Source organism: Mycobacterium colombiense, from assembly GCF_001672755.1.
Classification (GTDB): Bacteria; Actinomycetota; Actinomycetes; order Mycobacteriales; family Mycobacteriaceae; genus Mycobacterium; species Mycobacterium colombiense_C.
Map to the genome: position 1 here is coordinate 1 of NZ_LZKI01000045.1, position 20,309 is coordinate 20,309.

General features: G+C 65.7%; 20 protein-coding genes and 1 pseudogene. 8 read left to right on the forward strand and 13 right to left on the reverse strand.

Annotation, left to right across the window (positions count from 1 at the left end; genetic code table 11):
- Window positions 1-90, forward strand: a pseudogene (locus A5708_RS26670) (class I SAM-dependent methyltransferase); the annotation flags it as partial.
- Between the two features lie 16 nt (window positions 91-106).
- On the opposite strand, the gene A5708_RS05910 reads toward A5708_RS26670, so the two are convergent.
- The 4 genes from A5708_RS05910 to A5708_RS05925 all read right to left on the reverse strand — a co-directional run bounded on the left by A5708_RS05910 (window position 107) and on the right by A5708_RS05925 (window position 4,504).
- On the reverse strand, window positions 107-967 hold the full coding sequence (locus A5708_RS05910; RefSeq protein WP_065027725.1) for a cyclopropane mycolic acid synthase family methyltransferase: 861 nt from the start codon (window positions 965-967) through the stop codon (window positions 107-109).
- Between the two features lie 94 nt (window positions 968-1,061).
- Entirely contained in the window at window positions 1,062-1,925 is an 864-nt protein-coding gene (locus A5708_RS05915; protein ID WP_064884002.1) for a 3-hydroxybutyryl-CoA dehydrogenase, read from the reverse strand.
- A gap of 228 nt (window positions 1,926-2,153) precedes the next feature.
- The gene (aceA, locus tag A5708_RS05920; RefSeq protein WP_065027726.1) at window positions 2,154-3,440 is read right to left on the reverse strand and encodes an isocitrate lyase; all 1,287 of its coding nucleotides are present in this window, start codon (window positions 3,438-3,440) and stop codon (window positions 2,154-2,156) included.
- Window positions 3,441-3,706: 266 nt separating this feature from the next.
- Window positions 3,707-4,504, reverse strand: coding sequence for an acyl-[acyl-carrier-protein] thioesterase (locus A5708_RS05925; RefSeq protein ID WP_065027727.1), 798 nt, complete (start codon window positions 4,502-4,504; stop codon window positions 3,707-3,709).
- 160 nt (window positions 4,505-4,664) lie between these two features.
- On the opposite strand from A5708_RS05925, the gene ramB reads away from it, so the two are divergent.
- The gene (gene ramB / locus A5708_RS05930) at window positions 4,665-6,089 is read left to right on the forward strand and encodes an acetate metabolism transcriptional regulator RamB (RefSeq protein WP_065027728.1); all 1,425 of its coding nucleotides are present in this window, start codon (window positions 4,665-4,667) and stop codon (window positions 6,087-6,089) included.
- Window positions 6,086-6,646, forward strand: coding sequence for a carboxymuconolactone decarboxylase family protein (locus tag A5708_RS05935; RefSeq protein ID WP_065027729.1), 561 nt, complete (start codon window positions 6,086-6,088; stop codon window positions 6,644-6,646). Before ramB ends, A5708_RS05935 begins: the two co-directional genes overlap by 4 nt.
- Here the strand turns inward: A5708_RS05935 and A5708_RS05940 are convergent, their stop codons facing one another.
- From A5708_RS05940 to A5708_RS05965, 6 genes are all read right to left on the reverse strand, one after another.
- Complete coding sequence (locus tag A5708_RS05940; protein ID WP_065027730.1) at window positions 6,647-6,928, reverse strand: hypothetical protein; 282 nt, start codon at window positions 6,926-6,928, stop codon at window positions 6,647-6,649.
- A gap of 8 nt (window positions 6,929-6,936) precedes the next feature.
- Entirely contained in the window at window positions 6,937-8,334 is a 1,398-nt protein-coding gene (gene lpdA / locus A5708_RS05945; RefSeq protein WP_065027731.1) for a dihydrolipoyl dehydrogenase, read from the reverse strand.
- Between the two features lie 49 nt (window positions 8,335-8,383).
- Window positions 8,384-8,962: a hypothetical protein gene (locus A5708_RS05950; protein WP_065027732.1), complete on the reverse strand. Its 579-nt coding sequence runs from the start codon at window positions 8,960-8,962 to the stop codon at window positions 8,384-8,386.
- Window positions 8,955-9,233: a putative holin gene (locus tag A5708_RS05955; protein ID WP_196772544.1), complete on the reverse strand. Its 279-nt coding sequence runs from the start codon at window positions 9,231-9,233 to the stop codon at window positions 8,955-8,957. Before A5708_RS05955 ends, A5708_RS05950 begins: the two co-directional genes overlap by 8 nt.
- Before the next feature lie 19 nt (window positions 9,234-9,252).
- Entirely contained in the window at window positions 9,253-9,720 is a 468-nt protein-coding gene (locus A5708_RS05960; protein WP_065027742.1) for a DUF779 domain-containing protein, read from the reverse strand.
- A 68-nt stretch (window positions 9,721-9,788) separates the two neighbouring features.
- Complete coding sequence (locus A5708_RS05965) at window positions 9,789-11,312, reverse strand: aldehyde dehydrogenase family protein (RefSeq protein ID WP_065027734.1); 1,524 nt, start codon at window positions 11,310-11,312, stop codon at window positions 9,789-9,791.
- 66 nt (window positions 11,313-11,378) lie between these two features.
- Here A5708_RS05965 and A5708_RS05970 point away from each other — a divergent pair, with 66 nt between their 5' ends.
- The 4 genes from A5708_RS05970 to A5708_RS05985 all read left to right on the forward strand — a co-directional run bounded on the left by A5708_RS05970 (window position 11,379) and on the right by A5708_RS05985 (window position 15,188).
- Complete coding sequence (locus A5708_RS05970) at window positions 11,379-13,415, forward strand: prolyl oligopeptidase family serine peptidase (RefSeq protein WP_081292835.1); 2,037 nt, start codon at window positions 11,379-11,381, stop codon at window positions 13,413-13,415.
- A gap of 19 nt (window positions 13,416-13,434) precedes the next feature.
- Window positions 13,435-13,737, forward strand: coding sequence for a hypothetical protein (locus A5708_RS05975; protein WP_196772545.1), 303 nt, complete (start codon window positions 13,435-13,437; stop codon window positions 13,735-13,737).
- 7 nt (window positions 13,738-13,744) lie between these two features.
- A complete protein-coding gene (locus A5708_RS05980) occupies window positions 13,745-14,656 on the forward strand; it encodes a crotonase/enoyl-CoA hydratase family protein (protein ID WP_065027737.1) in 912 nt (303 codons plus the stop codon).
- Window positions 14,657-14,735: 79 nt separating this feature from the next.
- A complete protein-coding gene (locus A5708_RS05985; RefSeq protein ID WP_065027738.1) occupies window positions 14,736-15,188 on the forward strand; it encodes a DUF5078 domain-containing protein in 453 nt (150 codons plus the stop codon).
- A 95-nt stretch (window positions 15,189-15,283) separates the two neighbouring features.
- Here the strand turns inward: A5708_RS05985 and A5708_RS05990 are convergent, their stop codons facing one another.
- From A5708_RS05990 to A5708_RS06000, 3 genes are all read right to left on the reverse strand, one after another.
- Window positions 15,284-18,214, reverse strand: a complete 2,931-nt coding sequence (locus A5708_RS05990; protein WP_065027739.1) for an RND family transporter — start codon at window positions 18,212-18,214, stop codon at window positions 15,284-15,286.
- Entirely contained in the window at window positions 18,211-18,759 is a 549-nt protein-coding gene (locus tag A5708_RS05995) for an MmpS family transport accessory protein (protein WP_065027740.1), read from the reverse strand. Before A5708_RS05995 ends, A5708_RS05990 begins: the two co-directional genes overlap by 4 nt.
- A gap of 72 nt (window positions 18,760-18,831) precedes the next feature.
- Window positions 18,832-19,518, reverse strand: a complete 687-nt coding sequence (locus A5708_RS06000) for a TetR family transcriptional regulator (protein ID WP_155765907.1) — start codon at window positions 19,516-19,518, stop codon at window positions 18,832-18,834.
- Between the two features lie 122 nt (window positions 19,519-19,640).
- Between A5708_RS06000 and A5708_RS06005 the strand changes: the two genes are divergently transcribed.
- Window positions 19,641-20,309 (forward strand): cytochrome c biogenesis CcdA family protein (locus A5708_RS06005; RefSeq protein WP_231117825.1); only part of this gene is annotated, 669 nt, incomplete at its 3' end.

A 20,309-nucleotide genomic window follows, 5' to 3' on the forward strand; every position in this document is an offset into this window, starting at 1 on the left:
TACGACCGTTACATGCACTATCTGACGGGGTGCGAGAACTTCTTCCGCAAGGGCATCAGCAATGTGGGGCAATTCACGATGGTGAAGTAGGCCAAAAGCGAGCCGGTTACTTCTCCAGCGTGAATTGATTGACGTCGGTGTAGCCGTCGCGGAACAGCTTCGCGCAACCGGTGAGGTACTTCATGTAACGGTCGTAGACCTCTTGGGACTGAATCGCGATCGCCTGCTCCTTGTTGGCTTCCAGGTTGGCCGCCCAAATGTTCAGGGTCCGCTCGTAGTGCTTCTGCAGCAGTTGCACCCGCTCGATCGAGAAGCCGGCCGCCTCACCGAACTTGAAGATGTCTTCCTGCGCCGGTAGCTGGCCGCCCGGGAAGATTTCCTGACCGATGAATCGCATGAATCGCAAATCGCTCATCGTGATCGTAACGCCACGCTCATGCTGCTGCTTCTGCGAATACGCCAAAATCGTGTGCAAAAGCATCCGGCCGTCATCGGGAAGAATCTCGTAGGCGCGTTCGAAAAATGCGGAATAGCGCTCCATCTTGAATGCCTCGAAGGCGCCGATGGAGACGATCCGGTCGACCTTGTCTTCGAACTCTTCCCAGCCCTGCAGGCGCACCTCGATGTTGCGGTCCGTCGGCAATCCGGCGAGCTTCTTCTTGCTGTACTCGAACTGGTTGCGGCTCAGGGTAATTCCGATGACGTTGACGTCGTACTTCTCGACAGCGCGCTTCAGGGCACCGCCCCAGCCGCAGCCGATGTCCAGCAGCGTCATCCCGGGCTCGAGGTTCAGCTTGCCCAGCGCCAGGTCGAACTTCGCGATCTGGGCTTCTTCGAGCGTCATGTCGTCGCGCTCGAAATAAGCGCACGTGTAGCCCATGGTGTCGTCTAGAAATAGCGCAAAGAATTCATCCGAGACGTCGTAGATGGACTGCGACTCCTCGTAATAGGGTTCCAATCCCGTCATGCTCGGTACTAACCTTTCGTCCTATTTAACGCGAGCATACTAACCGATCCGTCGCAGGCGGCCATCCCGGCACTGGTGCGTCATCAGTTGTTACTCAGTAGGTATAAAAGCCCTGGCCCGTCTTCTTGCCGAGCCGGCCGGCCTCCACCATGCGCAGCAGCAGCGGCGGCGGGCCGTACTGCGGTTCCTTGAACTCCTCGAACATCTTGTCCGCGATCAGCTTCAAGGTGTCCAGACCGACCAGGTCGGACAGCCGCAGCGGACCCATCGGGTGCGACAACCCGGCCACCACGGCCTTGTCGACGTCTTCGACCGTGGCGAACCCGGCTTCCACCATGCGGATCGCCGATAGCAGGTACGGCACCAGCAGCGCGTTCACCACGAAGCCGGATCGGTCGGAGCAGCGCACGACCTGCTTGCCCAGCACCGCGCTCGCGAATTCCTCGGTGCGCGCGGCGGCGGCGTCGTCGGTGACCAGGGTGCTGACCAGCTCGACCAGCGGCAGCACCGGTACGGGGTTGAAGAAGTGCAGCCCCAGCACGCGTTGCGGGTTCTTGGTGGCCGCGGCGATCTTCATGATCGGGATGCTGGAGGTGTTGGACGCGAGAACCGCGTCGGGGTCCGTGATGACCCGGTCGAGTTCGGCGAAGACCTGCGCCTTGACGGCGTCGTCTTCGATGATCGCCTCGATGACCAGTTGGCGGTCGGCGAGGTCCTTCAGGTCGGTGGTGAAGGTGAGCTTGCTCAGTGCCCGGTCGCGTTCCCGCTCGGTCACCTTGCCGGCGCTGACGCCGCGCTCCAGCGACTTCACGATGCGGTTGCGTCCGGCCGTGATGAGGGCCTCGGTGGTCTCGAACACGGTCACGTCGACCCCGGCGCGGACCGAGACCTCGGCGATGCCGGACCCCATCTGGCCGGCCCCGACAACTCCTACCCGCTGGATCGTTGCGTCACTCACTGATTTCTCTCCGGTGTCGTATCGTCTTGCACCGCAATAGGCCCCGCCCAGGCTTAGCTGGGCGGGGCCTACGCTACTTCATCTCATTTTCAAGGCGCGGCTTGCGCCGCGGGCTCAGTGACTCGAGCCTTCGGTTTCACCTCGTCCTCGCGGGCCAAAGCCCGCTCGTCCTCAGTGACTCGCGCCTTCGGTTTCACCTCGTCCTCGCGGGCCAAAGCCCGCTCGTCCTCAGTGAAACTGGCCCTCTTCGGTGGAGCCGGTCAGCGCGGTGGTCGACGAGGTCGGGTCCACCGTGGTGGCGATGCGGTCGAAGTAACCGGCACCCACCTCGCGCTGGTGCTTGGTGGCGGTGTAGCCACGCTCCTCCGCGGCGAACTCGCGCTCCTGCAGCTCGACGTAGGCGCTCATCTGGTTGCGGGCGTAGCCGTAGGCCAGATCGAACATCGAGTAGTTCAGGGCGTGGAAGCCGGCCAGCGTGATGAACTGGAACTTGAATCCCATTGCCGCGAGCTCCTTTTGGAACTTCGCGATGGTGGAGTCGTCCAGGTGCTTGCGCCAGTTGAACGACGGCGAGCAGTTGTAGGCCAGCATCTGGTCCGGGAACTCGGACTTGACGCCCTCGGCGAACTTGGCGGCGAGCTCGAGGTCCGGGGTACCGGTCTCCATCCAGATCAGGTCGGAGAACGGTGCGTAGGCCTTCGCCCGGGCGATGCAGGGCTCGAGGCCGTTGCGGACCCGGTAGAAGCCCTCCTTGGTGCGCTCACCGGTGATGAACGGCTGGTCGCGCTCGTCGACGTCGGAGGTGATCAGCGTGGCGGCCTCGGCGTCGGTCCGGGCGATGACGACGGTCGGAACGTCGCACACGTCGGCGGCGAGGCGGGCCGAGGTCAGGGTGCGGATGTGCTGCTGGGTCGGGATCAGCACCTTGCCACCCAGGTGGCCACACTTCTTCTCCGAGGCCAGCTGGTCCTCCCAGTGCGACCCCGCCACACCGGCGGCGATCATGGCCTTCTGCAGCTCGTAGACGTTGAGCGCCCCACCGAAACCGGCCTCACCGTCGGCGACGATCGGCGCCAGCCAGTTCTTCACCGAGGTGTCACCCTCGACCGCGGCGATCTCGTCGGCGCGCAGCAGCGCGTTGTTGATGCGGCGCACCACCTGCGGCACCGAGTTGGCCGGGTACAGGCTCTGGTCGGGGTAGGTGTGGCCGGACAGGTTCGCGTCACCGGCGACCTGCCAACCGGACAGGTAGATGGCCTTCAGGCCGGCGCGCACCTGCTGCACGGCCATGTTGCCGGTCAGGGCGCCCAGCGCGTTGATGTACTCCAGGTCGTGGAGCTGCTCCCACAGCACCTCGGCGCCGCGACGGGCCAGGGTGGCCTCCTCGACGACGGTGCCCTGCAGGGCGACGACGTCCTTGGCGGTGTAGGTCCGGGTGACATCCTTCCAACGCGGGTTGGTGTCCCAGTCCTTCTGGATCTGTTCGGCGCTCTTGGGGGTGCCAACGACAGACATTGGGCATGCTCCTTCACGATCTTCACTACTGAGTTGCTGGACGCCTCACCGGCGGTAGCTAGCGGCTCAACTTCACTGGTGTGCTAACTCGAAGATGACACAGCTCGTAGGGGCCGGTCCACCCGTTTCAGTTGCCAATTTAAGCAACGGGAACGCGTGAATTTGCGAAGCTTGCTAAGTTGCTAACTCACTTAACCGTTTCAGAAGCTACCCGCCGGTAACAAGAACGCGCAGGTCAACGGCGGTTAACGGGACGCTTGTCCGGTTTAGCGAGCAAAGATCGCGGCGACGGCTTTCGCCTCGTCGCCGACGGCGTATGTGAGCGTTGTAACAGTGCGATCGGCCAGCTCGGGACCGAATTGCTCGGTGGATCCGGGCGGGTGGACGTGCGAGATGATCTCCAGCTTGTCGCCCAGCGCCACCGGCGCCTCGTGCTCGATCGTGATGCGCAGCGGCGGGTGCATCAGTTCCGGGTGCGACGCCAGGTAATCCTCGATCACGCTCCAGTACACGGAGTTGTTCATGTGGTCGAACAGGTCGATGTCGGTGACCCGGACCGGAAACTCGTGGATCTCGACCGCGTCGTCGCGGCTGGCCGGCTTCAGGTAGGACTTCCAGCGCAGCCGGTCCACGGAGGTCGTCTTGTGCAGGCCGGCCAGGAAGTCGTCGGCGATGCGCGAGGGCATCTGGGTCTCGCGGTTGATGTTGATCCAGAAGGCCTCGGACTCGATCAGCCCCTCGCCGCGCTTCCCATCGATGCGAACCCGCATCTCACACCAGCGGTTCGAGGTGCCCGAACACCATCTGCGCAGGCGCAGCATGTCGTTGAACTCAATCGGCCGGATCAGGTCGAGCATGGTGCGCCGGACGATCCACAGCGGGTGGGTCTCCTCGAAGCCCATCTCGCGCAGCTGGTCCTGGCCGATGTCCTGGATGTGGCGCGCCGACGCGTCCAGCCGCAACCGGCCCGTGCGGTCGATGTCGCCGACCCGCAACGGCCACTGGCGATCGAAAACGTCAGGGTGACCGTCGGGCACCGGCATCAGTTGTTTGTCCAGGCTCACGGCGTCGCTCCCCGATTCCTCCTCGTGGTCACCCCGGGCTAAGGCCTGAGGCCCCGGTGGAATTGTGCCAACGAGGTGCGTCGAATACCAATTTCGCCCCGATCAACTGTGATGCCAAGTCTGCGAACCAGATCTTCACATCGCCGGTAACCTCGGTGAAGTGTCCAAGACGTTCGTCGGCTCCCGCGTTCGCCAGCTGCGCAACGAACGCGGATTCTCCCAGGCCGCGCTGGCCCAGATGCTGGAGATCTCGCCGAGCTACCTCAACCAGATCGAGCACGACGTCCGCCCGCTGACGGTGGCCGTGCTGCTGCGCATCACCGAGGTGTTCGGAGTGGATGCGACCTTCTTCTCCTCGCAGGACGACACCCGGCTGGTGGCCGAGTTGCGCGAGGTCACCATGGACCGCGATCTGGACATCGACGTCGACCCGACGGAGGTCGCCGAGATGGTCGGCGCCCATCCCGAGCTGGCCCGCGCGGTGGTCAACCTGCACCGGCGCTACCGGATCACCACGGCGCAGCTCGCGGCCGCCACCGAGGAGCGCTACTCCGACGGCAGCGGCAGCGGTTCCATCACCATGCCGCACGAGGAAGTGCGCGACTACTTTTATCAACGGCAGAACTACCTACACGAGCTGGACACCGCCGCCGAGGACCTCACCATCAAGATGCGGTTGCACCACGGCGACCTGGCGCGCGAGCTCACCCGCCGGCTCACCGAGGTGCACGGGGTGCACATCAACCGCCGGATCGACCTGGGTGACACCGTGCTGCACCGCTACGACCCCACGACCAAGACGCTGGAATTCAGCAATCACCTGTCGTTGGGGCAGCAGGTTTTCAAGATGGCCGCCGAACTGGCGTACCTCGAGTTCGGCGATCTGATCGACACTTTGGTCGAGGAGGGCAAGTTCACCAGCGAAGAGTCGCACACGCTGGCCCGGCTCGGGCTGGCCAACTACTTCGCCGCGGCCGCCGTGCTCCCCTACCGCCAGTTTCACGACGTCGCGGAGAATTTCCGCTACGACGTCGAGCGACTGTCGTCGTTCTACTCGATCAGTTACGAGACCATCGCGCACCGCCTTTCGACGTTGCAGCGCCCGTCGATGCGCGGCGTGCCGTTCTCGTTCGTCCGGGTGGACCGGGCCGGGAACATGTCAAAGCGTCAGTCCGCCACCGGCTTTCACTTCTCCTCCAGCGGAGGCACCTGCCCGCTGTGGAACGTGTACGAGACGTTCGCCAATCCGGGCAAGATCCTGGTGCAGATCGCCCAAATGCCCGACGGGCGCAACTACATGTGGGTGGCCCGCACCGTGGAACGTCGCGCGGCCCGGTATGGTCAGCCGGGTAAAACCTTCGCGATCGGGTTGGGCTGCGAGCTTCGCCACGCGCACCGGCTCGTCTACTCCGAAGGACTCGACGTTTCGGGGGAACCAGGGACAGTGGCCACACCGATCGGCGCGGGCTGCCGGGTCTGCGAACGCGACAATTGCCCGCAGCGCGCCTTCCCGGCGCTCGGACGCGCACTCGATCTCGACGAGCACCGCAGCACGGTGTCTCCCTACCTGGTGACCCAACCGTGACCGGCGCGCTGGAGGGACGCATCCCGCCGGGGCGGTTTCGCGAACTGGGACCGATCAATTGGGTGATCGCAAAGCTGGGTGCGCGCACTGTGGCCGCCCCGGAGATGCATCTGTTCACCACGCTGGGTCAGCGCCGGTTGCTGTTCTGGACGTGGCTGGCGTACGGGGGCCGACTGCTGCGCGGGAAGCTTCCCACCATCGACACCGAACTGGTGATCCTGCGGGTCGCGCATCTGCGCGGGTGCGAATACGAGCTGCAGCATCACCGCCGGATGGCGCGGGCGGCCGGGCTGGACGCGGACCTGCAGGCCGCCATCTTCGCGTGGCCCGAGAAGCTGGACCCGGTCGATGCTCGTTTGACCGTGCGCCAGCAGGCGCTGCTGGCGGCCACCGACGAGTTCGTCAAAGACCGGACCGTCAGCGCCGACACCTGGCGGCAGCTGGCAACCCACCTGGATCGGCGGCAGCTGATCGAATTCTGTTTACTCGCAAGCCAATACGACGGTCTCGCCGCGACAATGTCCGCGCTCGACATCCCGCTGGACCATCCGCGCTAGCTACACGTAGACGTCGGCGAGGACGGCCAGCGTCAGGATCACCGGAAGCACCGGAAGCGCGAAGGCGAACACCGCCCACGCCCGCTTGCCGCGCCGGCGCTGCCGCAGGCCCCACAGCGCGGCGCCGATCCCCAGCACCACCGACACCAGCAGCACCAGCGGGGCCCACTGGCCGGCCGTCGCGTTGTCGCCGTTCGAAATAGCCAGCAACCACAGGACGTAACCCGTCGCCAGGCCACCGACGACACCCGCGATGGCCTGGGGGGTGACGGTGCGCATCATCTCTTGTCTCAGAAGTTGATCATGTGGCCGGTCAGGCCGTGGAAGCATTCCTGCAGCGCCTCGGACATGGTCGGGTGGGTGTGCACGTTGCGGGCCAGCTCGGTGGCGGTCAGGTCCCACTTCTGGGCCAGCGTCAGCTCCGGAAGCAGCTCGGAGACGTCGTGGCCGACCAGGTGACCGCCCAGCAGCTCACCGTATTTGGCGTCGGCGATCAGCTTGACGAACCCGCTGGGGTCGCCCACACCGTGGGCCTTCCCGTTCGCGGTGAACGGGAACTTGGCCACCACGACGTCGTGTCCTTCGTCGCGGGCCTGCTCCTCGGTGAGACCGAAGCTGGCGACGTTGGGCTGACAGAACGTGGCGCGCGGCATCATCCGGTAATCACCGAGCGCCAAAGTCTCTGCGCCGGCGATGGTTTCGGCGGCCACCACGCCCTGGGCCTCGGCCACGTGGGCCAGCTGCAGCTTGCCGGTGACGTCGCCGATGGCGTAGATGTGCTCGATGTTGGTGCGCATGTAGTCGGTGATGCCGATGGCCTTGCGGTCGGTCAGCGCGACGCCGGCCGCCTCCAGGCCGAAGCCCTCGACGTTGGGCGCAAAACCGATGGCCTGCAACACCTTCGCGGCCTTGAGTTCCTCGGGATTGCCGTCCTTGCTGACGGCGACGGTCACCTCGGAACCGTTGTCGGAAATGGACTCGACTTTCGTTCCGGTGAGGATCTTGACGCCCAGCTTCTTGAACTGCCTCTCGATCTCCTTGGAGACCTCGGCGTCCTCGTTGGGCAGCGCGCGCGGCAAGAACTCGACGACGGTCACGTCCACGCCGTAGTTCTTCAGCACATAGCCGAACTCCATACCGATCGCTCCGCAGCCGGCGATGATGATCGATTCCGGCAACTCCCGGGACAGGATCAGCTCTTCGTAGGTGACCACGTTGGCCGACAGCGACGTGCCGGGGACCAAGCGGGTGCTGCTGCCGGTGGCGATGATGGCGTTGTCGAAGGTGACGGTCTCGGTGCCGCCCTCGTTGAGATCAACCGAGATCGTGTTGGCGTCGGTAAACCGGCCGTAGCCATGGATTTCGGTGATCTTGTTCTTCTTCATCAGGAAGTGCACGCCGGCGACGCGACCCTCGGCCACCTTGCGGCTGCGGTCGAACGCGACCCCGTAGTCGAACGTCGCCTCGCCGCTGATGCCAAACGCCTTGGCCTCTTTGGTGAAAATGTGGGCGAGTTCGGCGTTGCGCAGCAGCGCCTTGGACGGGATGCAGCCGACGTTGAGGCAGACCCCGCCCCAGTACTTCGGTTCGACGACCGCGGTGTTCAGGCCCAGCTGGGCGGCGCGAATGGCTGCGACATATCCGCCGGGACCGGCCCCGAGGACGACGACGTCATAGTGAGAAGTCACCAGCCCACCCTAGTTGGCCACTGCCCTCGGTGGCCGCCCGGGCGAGGCGTCAATACGGAATGAGCCCGACGAGGCAGTGGCCCACCCGCTCGCAGTGGTAATAGCCGTACAGCGGCGCCGTGGCGACCAGCGCGGCGAACGGCCCGGACATCATCGCCACCGAGAGCGCCGAGATCAGCGGCCGGCCCTGGGCCATCGCCAGCATCACCCCGCCGACGATGCACACCACCACATAGACCAGGACCACGAACAGCGCCGCGGTCTTGTCGACCGAGTGGTACCACCAATAGAACAGCCCCAGCCCGATCACGGCCGCCGCGGCCCAGACGCCGAGCAGCACCAGGGCCAGCTTCCACCACTTGAGGTAGAGGTACCGGCCGGGCACGTTGACCGGTTGCACCGGGCCGACGGGTTCGGCCGGTTCCGGCTCGCCCGCATCGGGAGTGGGCGTCGCCTCCGTGTCTTCGACGGTGGCCGCACCGTTTACGGCGGGGTGCTCGCCGGTGTCGTCATCGAAATCGGGGACCCACGACTGGGTGCCGGTGTGCTCGGCGTCGTCCTCGTCATCGGAGAAGTCCGGCACGAATGCCTCGGTGCCCGGGTTCGAGGCATCCTTGTCGTCAGGCACCGGCGGTCACCCGCAACGCGACCAACACGCCGAACCAGCCCGGCCCCACCGACAGCACGAACGCGCCCACCATGGTGACCCAGCGGCGTCCGGAAAACAGGATCATCGTCAGCCCTACGACGCTGAGGGTGCCGACCACCGACGCGATCGCGATGCCCGGGCGGACACCGGTGTGGACGGCCAGGGTGCACGCCACACCCGCCAAAAGTCCAACCGCACTGCCGATCAGCATGGCGCTGGCCAACAGCCAGGGGCGCGGAAGAGGGATCACTTCCCCGACTGTACTGCGGTTACCGGCGCGGGGGGCATGTCGCCGAGGCCGCGTCAGCCACCACCGCTCCCCTAGCCCCGGGACGTTCACCGCGTTCGTAGTCGGCACCGGTGATCACCGCCGCGGTGGCCAGTGACGCCTGCTCTTCGTCGGTGAAGACACGGCCGCGAGACAGGAACCGGACCCCGTCGGGCGCCTCCAGGCTGAACCCGCCGCCGCGGCCCGGCACCACGTCGATGACCAGTTGGGTGTGCTTGTCGCGATAGTGAGCCGTGTACTGCGGGCCCGAAATCCACACCGGCACGCCGTCCGTCCCGACGTCGAGCACGCCGAGCAACACGTCGCGGTCACCCACCAGGAAGTCGCCCAGCGGGTAACACATCGGCGACGAGCCGTCACAGCAGCCGCCGGACTGGTGGAACATCACCGGGCCGTGGGTGGCCTGCAGCCGCGTCAGCACCTCGGCGGCCGGGGCGGTGATGACCACCCCGACGACATCGTGGCGCCGCTCCTCCGCATCGCTGCGCTCTGCATCGTCGCCGGCGCGCGGGACCATCAGAAGAACCCTTGCGCCTTCTCGGAGTAGGACACCAGCATGTTCTTGGTCTGCTGGTAGTGGTCGAGCATCATCTTGTGGTTCTCCCGGCCGATGCCGGACTGTTTGTAGCCGCCGAACGCCGCGTGGGCGGGATAGACGTGGTAGCAGTTCACCCACACCCGGCCGGCCTGGATGTCGCGCCCGGCCCGGTACGCGGTGTTGCCGTCGCGGCTCCACACCCCGGCGCCCAGGCCGTAGAGGGTGTCGTTGGCGATCGAGATGGCGTCGTCGTAATCGGCGAACGACGTCACCGTCACCACCGGCCCGAAGATCTCCTCCTGGAACACCCGCATCTTGTTGTCGCCGCTGAAGATGGTGGGCTGCATGTAGAAGCCGCCGGACAGGTCGCCGCCGAGCTCGGCGCGTTCGCCGCCGGTGATCACCTTGGCGCCTTCGTCCTTGCCGATCTCGATGTAGGACAACACCTTTTCCAGCTGGTCGTTCGACGCCTGCGAGCCCAGCATGGTCTCGCTGTCCAGCGGATCACCCTGGCGGACCGCCTTGGTGCGGATCGCGGCCAGCTCGAGGAACTCGTCGTAGATGTCGGCCTGGACCAGGCTGCGCGACGGGCAGGTGCACACCTCGCCCTGGTTGAGGGCGAACATGGTGAAGCCCTCCAGCGCCTTGTCCTGGTAGTCGTCGGCCTTGGCCATCACGTCGGAGAAGAAGATGTTGGGGCTCTTGCCCCCGAGTTCCAGGGTGACCGGGATCAGGTTCTGCGACGCGTACTGCATGATCAGCCGCCCGGTGGTGGTCTCGCCGGTGAACGCGATCTTGGCGATCCGGTTGTTCGACGCCAGCGGCTTGCCGGCCTCGGCGCCGAAGCCGTTGACGACGTTGATCACTCCGGCCGGCAACAAATCGCCGATCAGCGACATCAGGTAGAGGATCGAAACCGGGGTCTGCTCAGCGGGTTTGAGCACCACCGCGTTGCCCGCCGCCAGCGCGGGCGCCAGTTTCCAGGCGCCCATCAGGATGGGGAAGTTCCACGGGATGATCTGCCCGACCACGCCGAGCGGCTCGTGGAAGTGGTAGGCCACGGTGTCCTCGTCGATCTGCGACAGCGAACCCTCCTGCGCGCGCAGCGCCCCGGCGAAGTACCGGAAGTGGTCGGCGGCCAAGGGAATGTCGGCGGCCAGCGCCTCGCGGATCGGCTTGCCGTTGTCCCAGACCTCGGCCACCGCCAGCGCGGCGGTGTGCTCCTCGATGCGGTCCGCGATCTTGTTCAGGATCGCCGCCCGCTCGGCCGGCGCCGTCTTGCCCCACGCCGGAGCCGCCGCGTGCGCGGCGTCGAGCGCCTTCTCGACGTCGGCCTCATCGGAGCGGGCCACCTCGCAGAACGTCTGGCCGGTGACCGGCGTCGGGTTCTCGAAGTAGCGCCCCTTCACCGGGGCGACCCACTGCCCGCCGATGAAGTTCTGGTAGCGGGATTCATACGACATCAATGCCCCGGCAGAACCTGGACGTGCGAAAACAGTCATCTGCTCTCACCCCTCACTCGGCTGTGTAATTCACCTCACACTACCGCCGGCGCCACAATGGCTTCCATGACGTCGCACGCTCACGCCGCCCCCGAAGACGACCAAGATCCGTACCTGTGGCTCGAGGACGTCACCGGCGACGAGGCGCTGGACTGGGTGCGGGCGCGTAACGAGCCGACGCTGGCGCGTTTTCGCGATGAGAACTTCGAACGGATGCGCACCGAGGCGCTCGAGGTGCTCGACACCGACGCCCGCATCCCCTACGTGGTCCGCCGGGGCGAGCACCTCTACAACTTCTGGCGTGACGCGGCCAACCCCCGGGGACTGTGGCGGCGCACCACGCTGGACAGCTACCGCACCGAGTCCCCCGAGTGGGACGTGCTGATCGACGTCGACGAGCTGGGCCGGGCCGACGGCGAGAAATGGGTGTGGGCCGGCGCCGGCGTCATCTACCCCGAATACACCCGTGCGCTGGTCAGCCTGTCCCGCGGCGGCTCCGACGCCTCCATCGTGCGTGAATTCGACATGCTGACACGACAATTCGTCGACGACGGGTTCCAGCTTCCGGAGGCCAAGTCGCAGGTCAGCTGGGCCGATCCGGACACCGTGCTGGTGGGCACCGACTTCGGCCCCGATTCGCTGACCGACTCCGGCTATCCGCGGGTGGTCAAGCGCTGGCGCCGCGGCACTCCCCTCACCGAGGCCGAGACGGTGTTCGAGGGGGCGCGTTCCGACGTCAACGTGGTGGCGAGCGCCAGCCGGATCCCCGGCTACGAGCGCACGCTGATCGGCCGGGCGCTGGACTTCTGGAACGAAGAGGTCTACGAATTGCGCGGAACGGAACTCATCCGCATCGACGCGCCCACCGATGCCAGCGTGAGCCTGCACCGCGAGTGGCTGTTGATCGAGCTGCGCAGCGACTGGTCGTTGGGCGAGGCCACCTACACGGCCGGGTCGCTGCTGGCAGCGAATTACGACGAATTCCTCGCCGGCACAGCGCAATTACAGGTGATCTTCGAGCCCGACCAGCACACCGCCCTCAACCACTACGCGTGGACCGAGGATCGGCTGCTGATCGTCTCGCTGGCCGACGTGGCCAGCCGCGTCGAGATCGTCACGCCCGGTGACTGGCGGCGTGAGTCGGTGGCCGGCATTCCGGCCGCGACCAACACCGTGGTGGTTTCCGCCGACGACACCGGCGACGAGTTCTTCCTGGATTCGAGCGGTTTCGACTCGCCCTCGCGGCTGATGCGCGGAACCGACGACGGGCAACTCGAGCAGATCAAGTCCGCCCCGGGCTTCTTCGATGCCGAAAACATCTCGGTGGCACAGAATTTCGTTACGTCGCAGGACGGCACCTCGATTCCGTATTTCGTGGTGCGCGGTCCGCGGGCTTCGGACGGTCCGGCGCCCACCCTGCTCTACGGCTACGGCGGCTTCGAATCGTCGAACACCCCGGGCTACAGCGGCGTGCTGGGCCGGCTGTGGCTGGCCCGCGGCGGCACATATGTGCTGGCCAACATTCGCGGCGGCGGCGAATACGGCCCCGGCTGGCACACGCAGGCGATGCGCGAGGGCCGGCACAAGGTCGCCGAGGACTTCGCCGCCGTGGCAACCGATTTGGTGGATCGCGGCATCACCACGGTCGAGCAGCTCGGCGCGCAGGGCGGCAGCAACGGGGGCCTGCTGATGGGCATCATGTTGACCCAGTACCCGGAGAGGTTCGGCGCGCTGGTGTGCAGCGTGCCCCTGCTGGACATGAAGCGCTATCACCTGCTGCTGGCCGGCGCCTCGTGGGTGGCCGAATACGGCGACCCCGACAACCCCGATGACTGGGCATTCATCTCCGAATACTCGCCCTACCAGAACGTTTCGTCGACACGCCGGTACCCGCCGGTGCTGATGACCACCTCCACCCGCGACGACCGGGTGCATCCGGGCCACGCCCGCAAGATGACCGCGGCGCTCGAGGCCGCCGGCCATCCGGTCTTCTATTACGAGAACATCGAGGGCGGGCACGCCGGCGCGGCGGATAACGAGCAGGTGGCGTTCAAGTCGGCGCTGACGTACTCGTTCCTATGGCAGATGCTCGCACGGCCATAGGATCGTCGACGTGTCCGCAATGCAACGCATCGAACTCACCCTGCTCGCGACGGGATTGATCTTCATCCTGGCCTCGGCGGCACAGGCGCGCTATCGCTTCGTCAAGCACCGTCGCGCGGGCCGGCGGTTCTACTGGGCGACCGCGATCATCGGCATCGTCTGCTTTGCGTTCGGAACCGGCCAGCTCTGGCCGAACGGGGTTCTCTCGGCGGCGGTCTTCTCCGCCATCATCGCGTTCTCGGCCTACCTCACCACGCCGTATCTGAAGATCGGCGGGCGAATCTACGCGTCCTCGCCGGAGAACCGTCAGCCCGACCCCTAAGGAAGCTATGCCAACCAGCGACTTCCAGACGCTGCTGTACCGGACGTCCGGCCCGGTCGCCACCATCACGCTGAACCGTCCGGAGCAGCTCAACACCATCGTGCCGCCGATGCCCGACGAGATCGAGGCCGCCATCGGCCTGGCCGAGCGCGACCCAACGATCAAGGTCATCGTGCTGCGCGGCGCGGGCCGGGCCTTCTCCGGCGGCTACGACTTCGGCGGCGGCTTCCAGCAGTGGGGTGAGGCCATGATGACCGACGGAAAATGGGACCCCGGCAAGGACTTCGCGATGGTCAGCGCCCGCGAGACCGGGCCGACACAGAAGTTCATGGCCATCTGGCGGGCGTCCAAGCCGGTCATCGCGCAGGTGCACGGCTGGTGCGTGGGCGGGGCCAGCGACTACGCGCTGTGCGCCGACATCATCGTCGCCAGCGAGGACGCCGTGATCGGCACGCCCTACAGCAGGATGTGGGGGGCGTACCTGACCGGGATGTGGCTCTACCGGCTGAGCCTGGCCAAGGCGAAGTGGCACTCGCTGACCGGCCGACCGCTGACCGGCGTGCAGGCCGCCGAGATCGAGTTGATCAACGAGGCGGTGCCGTTCGAACGGCTGGAGGCGCGGGTCGCCGAAATCGCGGCCGAACTGGCGCAGATCCCTTTGTCGCAGCTACAGGCGCAGAAGCTGATCGTCAATCAGGCCTACGAGAACATGGGGCTGGCGTCCACCCAGACGCTGGGCGGCATTCTCGACGGCCTGATGCGCAATACTCCCGACGCGCTGGCCTTCATCAAGACCGCCGGGGCCGACGGCGTGCGGGCCGCGATCGAGCGCCGCGACGGGCCCTTCGGCGACTACAGTCAGGCCCCTCCGGAGCTGCGGCCCGACCCAACGCACGTCATCGTCCCTGATCGCGACTGATACTGAGATGCGCTAGCGAATTCCTGGCAGTGACCTGGGAACTGTTCCCGGCGGGCCAAAAAGTGTTACCGTAATTGCTATGTCTCGGCTGAGTACTGGCCTGCGTGCAGGCGCCGCGTTCGTTGCTCTGGGTATTACCGCTGCGATTTTTCCGTCGACCGCGGTAGCCGACTCCACGGAGGACTTCCCGGTCCCCCGCCGAATGATCAATACGACGTGCGACGCCGAGCAGATCTTGGCGGCATCCCGGGACACCAGCCCGGTGTACTACCAGCGCTACATGATCGACTTCAACAACCACCCGAACGTTCAGCAGGCGACGATCGACAAGGCGCACTGGTTCTACTCGCTGTCGCCGCAGGACCGCCGGAACTACTCCGAGAACTTCTACGCGCCCGTGTCCGATCCGCTGTGGGTGGCCTGGCCCAACCACATGAAGATCTTCTGGAACAACAAGGGCGTGGTGGCCAAGGCCACCGACATCTGCAACCAGTACCCGCCCGGCGACATGTCGGTGTGGAACTGGGCGTAAGCCACGCGGCTTCAACGCTATCCGCCCCCTATAGAGGGGACACCCCACATCGTCGGGTCGCGCCTTGCGCGTGACCGGCCCCCGTCCGCGCAGGATCAGCGCGGTTGTACCACTCCGCCCGCCGGGTGCTCCTCGACGTCGTTGAGGATCAGGTCGCGCACGGCGGGACGCGGTCCATATGGCCGCAGCATGGTGCTGGCCGGCCGTGGTCGCACGTGCTGCGGCCACCAGAACCAGCGCCCGAGCAAGGTGGCCAGCGACGGTGTCATGAACGAGCGCACGATCAAGGTGTCGAACAGCAGACCCAGCGCGATCGTCGTACCCACCTGGGCCATCACCAGCAGCGGACTGAACATGAACGTGGCCATCGTGGCGGCGAACACCAGACCGGCGGAGGTCACCACCGAGCCCGAACCGGCCATCGCGCGGATCGTCCCGGTTTTGAGCCCGGCGTGGATCTCCTCTTTGAACCGGGATATCAGCAGCAGGTTGTAGTCCGAGCCGACCGCCAGCAGCAGGATGACCGCCATCGCCAGCACCATCCAGTGCAACTTCATACCCAGGATGTACTGCCATAAGAGCACGGAGAGTCCGAACGAGGCGCCCAGCGACAGCAACACCGTACCGACGATCACGACGGCCGCCACGACGCTTCGGGTGATCACCAGCATGATGATGAAAATCAAAGTGGCCGCCGCGATTCCGGCAATCAGCAGGTCGATGTCGGAGCCGTCGTGCATGTCCTTGTATGTCGCGGCGGTGCCGCCGAGGTAGACCTTGGCGCCCTCCCAGGGGGTGCCCTTGATCGCCTCGTGCACGGCCTGCTTGATCGGTTCGATGTGGTTGATGCCTTCGGGAGTCGCCGGGTCGCCCTCATGGGAGATGATCAGCCGGACGGCGTGCCCGTTCGGCGAGATGAACTGCTTGAGACCCCGCGCGAAATCCGGGCTCTTGAACGCCTCCGGCGGAAGGTAGAACGTGTCGTCGTTCTTCGCTTTGTCGAAGGCGTCGCCCTGCGCGGTGGCGTTGTCGGACTGCGCTCTCGCCTGTTCGTTAAGGCCCTGCGTGATCGCATAGTTCGACATGATGGTGTCGAGGTTGCGCTGCTGGCTCTCGATCTGCGGCGGTATCAGCGCCACCAGCTTCGGCTGGATCCGATCCAGCTTGTCCAGGTTCGCGCTGAGGTTCACGATGTTCTCAGCGACCTGGTCGATGCCGTCGAGCGCATTGAAGACCGACCGGAGTGCCCAGCAGACCGGGATGTCGTAGCAGTGCTTCTCCCAGTAGAAGTAGCTGCGGATCGGCCGGAGGAAATCGTCGAAGTTGGCGATGTCGTCGCGCAACTTCTCGGTGATCTGCACGGTTTCCTTGGTGAGCCTGGTGGTTTCGTGTGTGGTGTTGCTCAGATCCTGAGTGACCTGCATCTGCTCGTGCAGCGTTGCCATCGTCTTGTGCAGCTCGTCGGCCTGCTTGAGCAGGTTTGCCGCCTGCTCGTCCTGATAGTGCTGGGTCTGGATCCGCCCCGCGGCTTGTGCACCCATCTGAAAACCGAGGGTGCTGTGGTCGAGCGGCGTGCCCAACGGCCGGGTGATGGTCTGCACCCGGCCGATACCGGGGATGTGGAAGACCGCCTTGGCGACCTTGTCCAGGACGATGAAGTCGGCCGGGTTACGCAGGTCGTGATCGGTCTCGATCATCAACAGCTCGGGATTGAGCCGAGCCTGGTCGAAGTGCCGGTCCGCGGCGGCATAGCCGACATTGGCCGGGGTGTCCGCCGGTAGGAAGTGGCGGTTGTCGTAGTCCGTCTTGTAACCGGGCAGTGCGAGCAGACCAACCAGCGCGACCGCGATGGTCACCGCGAGAACCGGTGCGGGCCAGCGAACGACCGCGGTGCCCATGCGACGCCAGCCCCGGGTCTGAAGCGTGCGCTTCGGATCCATCAGCTTGAAGAACGAAGCCACCGTCAGCACCGCGGGGCCCAGCGTCAACGCCGCGAGAACCGCCACCAGCATGCCGACGGCACACGGCACACCCAACGACTCGAAGTACGGCAACCGGCAGAAGCTCAGGCAGTACATGGCGCCGGCGATGGTCAGACCCGACCCGAGCACGACGTGCGCGGTGCTGTGAAACATGGTGTAGAACGCTTTTTCGCGCGTCTCGCCCAAACCGCGTGCTTCGTGGTAGCGGCCGACCACAAAGATCGCGTAGTCGGTTCCAGCGGCGATCGCCATCAGCACCAGCATGTTGTTGGCGAAGGTGGATAGCCCGATGACTCCGTAGTTTCCCAGGACTGCGACGACACCACGGGCCGCTGCCAACTCGATGAAGACCATGACCAGCATGATCAGCATGGTGACCACCGACCGGTAGACGAACAGCAGCATCACCACAATCACTGCGAAGGTGACGAGCGTGACCTTCGCTACGCCCTTCTCACCCGCGTGGGACTGATCAGCGAACAGCGGACCCGCGCCGGTGACGTATGCCTTGATTCCCGGCGGCGCGGGCACCGAGTCCACGATCTTGCGGACGGCCGCGGCAGACTCGTTCGCCAGCCCGCCGCCCATGTTGCCGGCGAGGTAAACCTGGACGTACGCGGCCTTTTGATCGTGGCTCTGGGAACCCGCCGCCGTCAGCGGATCGCTCCAGAAATCCTGGACGTGCTGAACGTGTTTCTTGTCTTGCTCGACGCGCTTGACGATCTCGTCGTAGTAGCGGTGCGCTTCGGGCCCGAGTGGCTTGTCGCCCTCCAGCAGGATCATGGCCGAGTTGTCGGAGTTGAACTCCTTGAACGTCGATCCGACCTTCATCATCGACTGAAAGGAGGCCGCGTCGGTCGGACTCATCGACACCGAGTGGGTTTTGGCGACGACCTCCAGCTGCGGGGCCGCGGTGTTGGTGACGAACACGATGCCCAACCACACCAGGACGATCGGCAGGGCCAGCCGGTGGATCATCCGCGGCAGGAACGGCGGGATCAGCGGCTGGTCGACGCGCGGCGGAGCCTCGGCCGGCTCGCTCATGCGGACTTGTCCAGGCAATAGACGAAGGCGTTCACGGTTTGGTTGGGATCTGAGCGGTTCGGGGTCTTGATGACGTCACCGCTCCCGTCGTGCTTGTTCACCACGAACTGGCAGGCGATCCAACTGCCGTCTCCTTGCGCCACCAGGTTTGCCGGGATGCCGGGCTTCGTCGAACTCAATACTTTGCTCCAGGGCAAGGGCACGTTGAGGGCCTGCTGCGGATGGGAGTTTTCGTCGAGGTAGTTGATGGTTGCCGTGCTGCCCGGTGGGCCCCAGACCTGGAGCGTGATCGTCTTGGCGTTGAACTCGTCGAGGACCTCGCCCGAGGTGCCACCACCGAACGAACCGCGGTGAACGCCGAAGACGCCGTGCAACCGGTACACGACGAATCCCGACAGCGCGACGACAGCTGCGATCGTGAGCACCAGCCAGAAACGACCCAGCAACCCCTTCTTCCTGGCGCGTTGTGGGGCGACCTTGTTGCCCTCGCTGCCGGCGGAGCCCTGCTTCATCAGCGGCTCGGTCCTTGGCTCAGACGTCGTCATGGGCGTTCCAAGCCCTTCCCGTTCACCGGTTGCAGTTCGCCAAGCCACAGCCCCCCGGCCTCCTTCCTGAGTTCATGACGATTGTGAGATGAGGCCGACGCACGTGGCCGTCAGCAGGCGGGTAAGGGCGGATGCGAAGTCCAAATTCCATTCGGGCGGAACCACTTCCGGCTCCTCGGCGTAGACGTCGGTCAGCTGCTCCGGCGGGTTCGCGACCTGCCACAGCGTGGCCGCCAGCGAGTATGCGGCGAGCAGGATGTCGAGCGAGCCCGATCGCCCGAGCTCGGGCAGCGCGCTCCCGATCGAATCGGCCAGCGACAGCGTGGCCGCGGTGCTGATCCGCCTGACCTCGATGACCCGCTCGGCGTCCACTTCGTGTTCGAGGTGCAGGTGCAGGTTGGCCAGCAGGTCGCAGAACAACGGGTCGTCGGCCAGCGCCTCGGCGAGCGTCTCGGCGATGCGCGAGGGTGACTTCGCGCCGGGCTCGGCCAGCTTCTCCGACACGGTATTCGACCAGCGCACCCAGCCCTCGGCGGACAGGTGCAGCAGGACTTCCTTGTGCGAGGTGAAGTAGCGGCGCACCGCCGAGTAGTGGATTCCGGCGCGGCTGGCGACCGCGGTCAGGGTGACCGACGCGACGCCCGTTTCCATTGCCAGCGAGCGCGCGGCTTCCACGAGGGCCTCCGCACGTTGGCGCTTCTTTTCCTCTGTGCGGGCGCGCTGGAATGTAAGTTGCGCCACCGGCTGAGCGTAACGCACATTGTGTGATTTGCATAACGCACGCCGCGTGATTTGTGGCGGGGTCACTCGGCCGCTGCAGAACAGGTAAAGGTGTAACCATGCTCATCGTCCGGCGCCCGTCGAGCCCCTCCGACTAGCGCGTGCAGACCATCGCCCTGATCGGGTTTCTCGGTGGGCTGATCACCGGCATCTCGCCGTGCATCCTGCCGGTGCTTCCGGTGATTCTGCTGTCCGGCATGGACAGCAGCCGCGCCGACGCCCGCAGCGTGAAGTCCGCGACGCGGCCGTACCTGGTGATCGCCGGCCTGGTGTGCAGTTTCAGCCTGGCCATGCTGATCGGTTCCGCGCTACTGACGGCGCTGCACCTGCCGCAGGACGCGATCCGGTGGGCCGCACTGGTGGTGTTGGTGCTGATCGGCCTGGGGCTGATCTTCCCGCCGGTGCAGCACCTGCTCGAGCGGCCTTTCGCATATTTCCCTCAGCGTCAAATCGGCTCTGGGACAGATGGTTTCGGGCTCGGTCTGACGCTGGGCGCCCTATATGTGCCGTGCGCGGGTCCGGTGCTGGCCGCGATCGTGGTGGCCGGCGGGACGTCGTCGATCGGGCCCGGCGCGCTGCAGCATCGCCGGCAGGTTGAACACCAGCGCCACGGCCAGCACGATCATCGCGATCCCGCCGGCGATCTGAATGACGCGCTGCCGGCGCCGGAACGCGGCCACTCGTTCGGCGACGCGCCGCCCGGCCAGGGCGAAGGCCAGCAGCGGCAACGCGTTGCCGATGGCGAACGTCGCGGTCAACACCAGCGCGCC

What these genes read in the sequence shown, in the direction of transcription:
- A5708_RS05910 (WP_065027725.1), bottom strand. Translation starts at nt 967, where the DNA reads ATGACGGGATTGGAACCCTATTACGAGGAGTCGCAGTCCATCTACGAC.
- aceA (WP_065027726.1), bottom strand. Translation starts at nt 3,440, where the DNA reads ATGTCTGTCGTTGGCACCCCCAAGAGCGCCGAACAGATCCAGAAGGAC.
- A5708_RS05940 (WP_065027730.1), bottom strand. Translation starts at nt 6,928, where the DNA reads ATGATGCGCACCGTCACCCCCCAGGCCATCGCGGGTGTCGTCGGTGGC.
- A5708_RS05965 (WP_065027734.1), bottom strand. Translation starts at nt 11,312, where the DNA reads ATGACTGTTTTCGCACGTCCAGGTTCTGCCGGGGCATTGATGTCGTAT.
- A5708_RS05970 (WP_081292835.1), top strand. Translation starts at nt 11,379, where the DNA reads ATGACGTCGCACGCTCACGCCGCCCCCGAAGACGACCAAGATCCGTAC.
- A5708_RS05975 (WP_196772545.1), top strand. Translation starts at nt 13,435, where the DNA reads ATGCAACGCATCGAACTCACCCTGCTCGCGACGGGATTGATCTTCATC.
- A5708_RS05980 (WP_065027737.1), top strand. Translation starts at nt 13,745, where the DNA reads ATGCCAACCAGCGACTTCCAGACGCTGCTGTACCGGACGTCCGGCCCG.
- A5708_RS05985 (WP_065027738.1), top strand. Translation starts at nt 14,736, where the DNA reads ATGTCTCGGCTGAGTACTGGCCTGCGTGCAGGCGCCGCGTTCGTTGCT.
- A5708_RS05990 (WP_065027739.1), bottom strand. Translation starts at nt 18,214, where the DNA reads ATGAGCGAGCCGGCCGAGGCTCCGCCGCGCGTCGACCAGCCGCTGATC.
- A5708_RS05995 (WP_065027740.1), bottom strand. Translation starts at nt 18,759, where the DNA reads ATGACGACGTCTGAGCCAAGGACCGAGCCGCTGATGAAGCAGGGCTCC.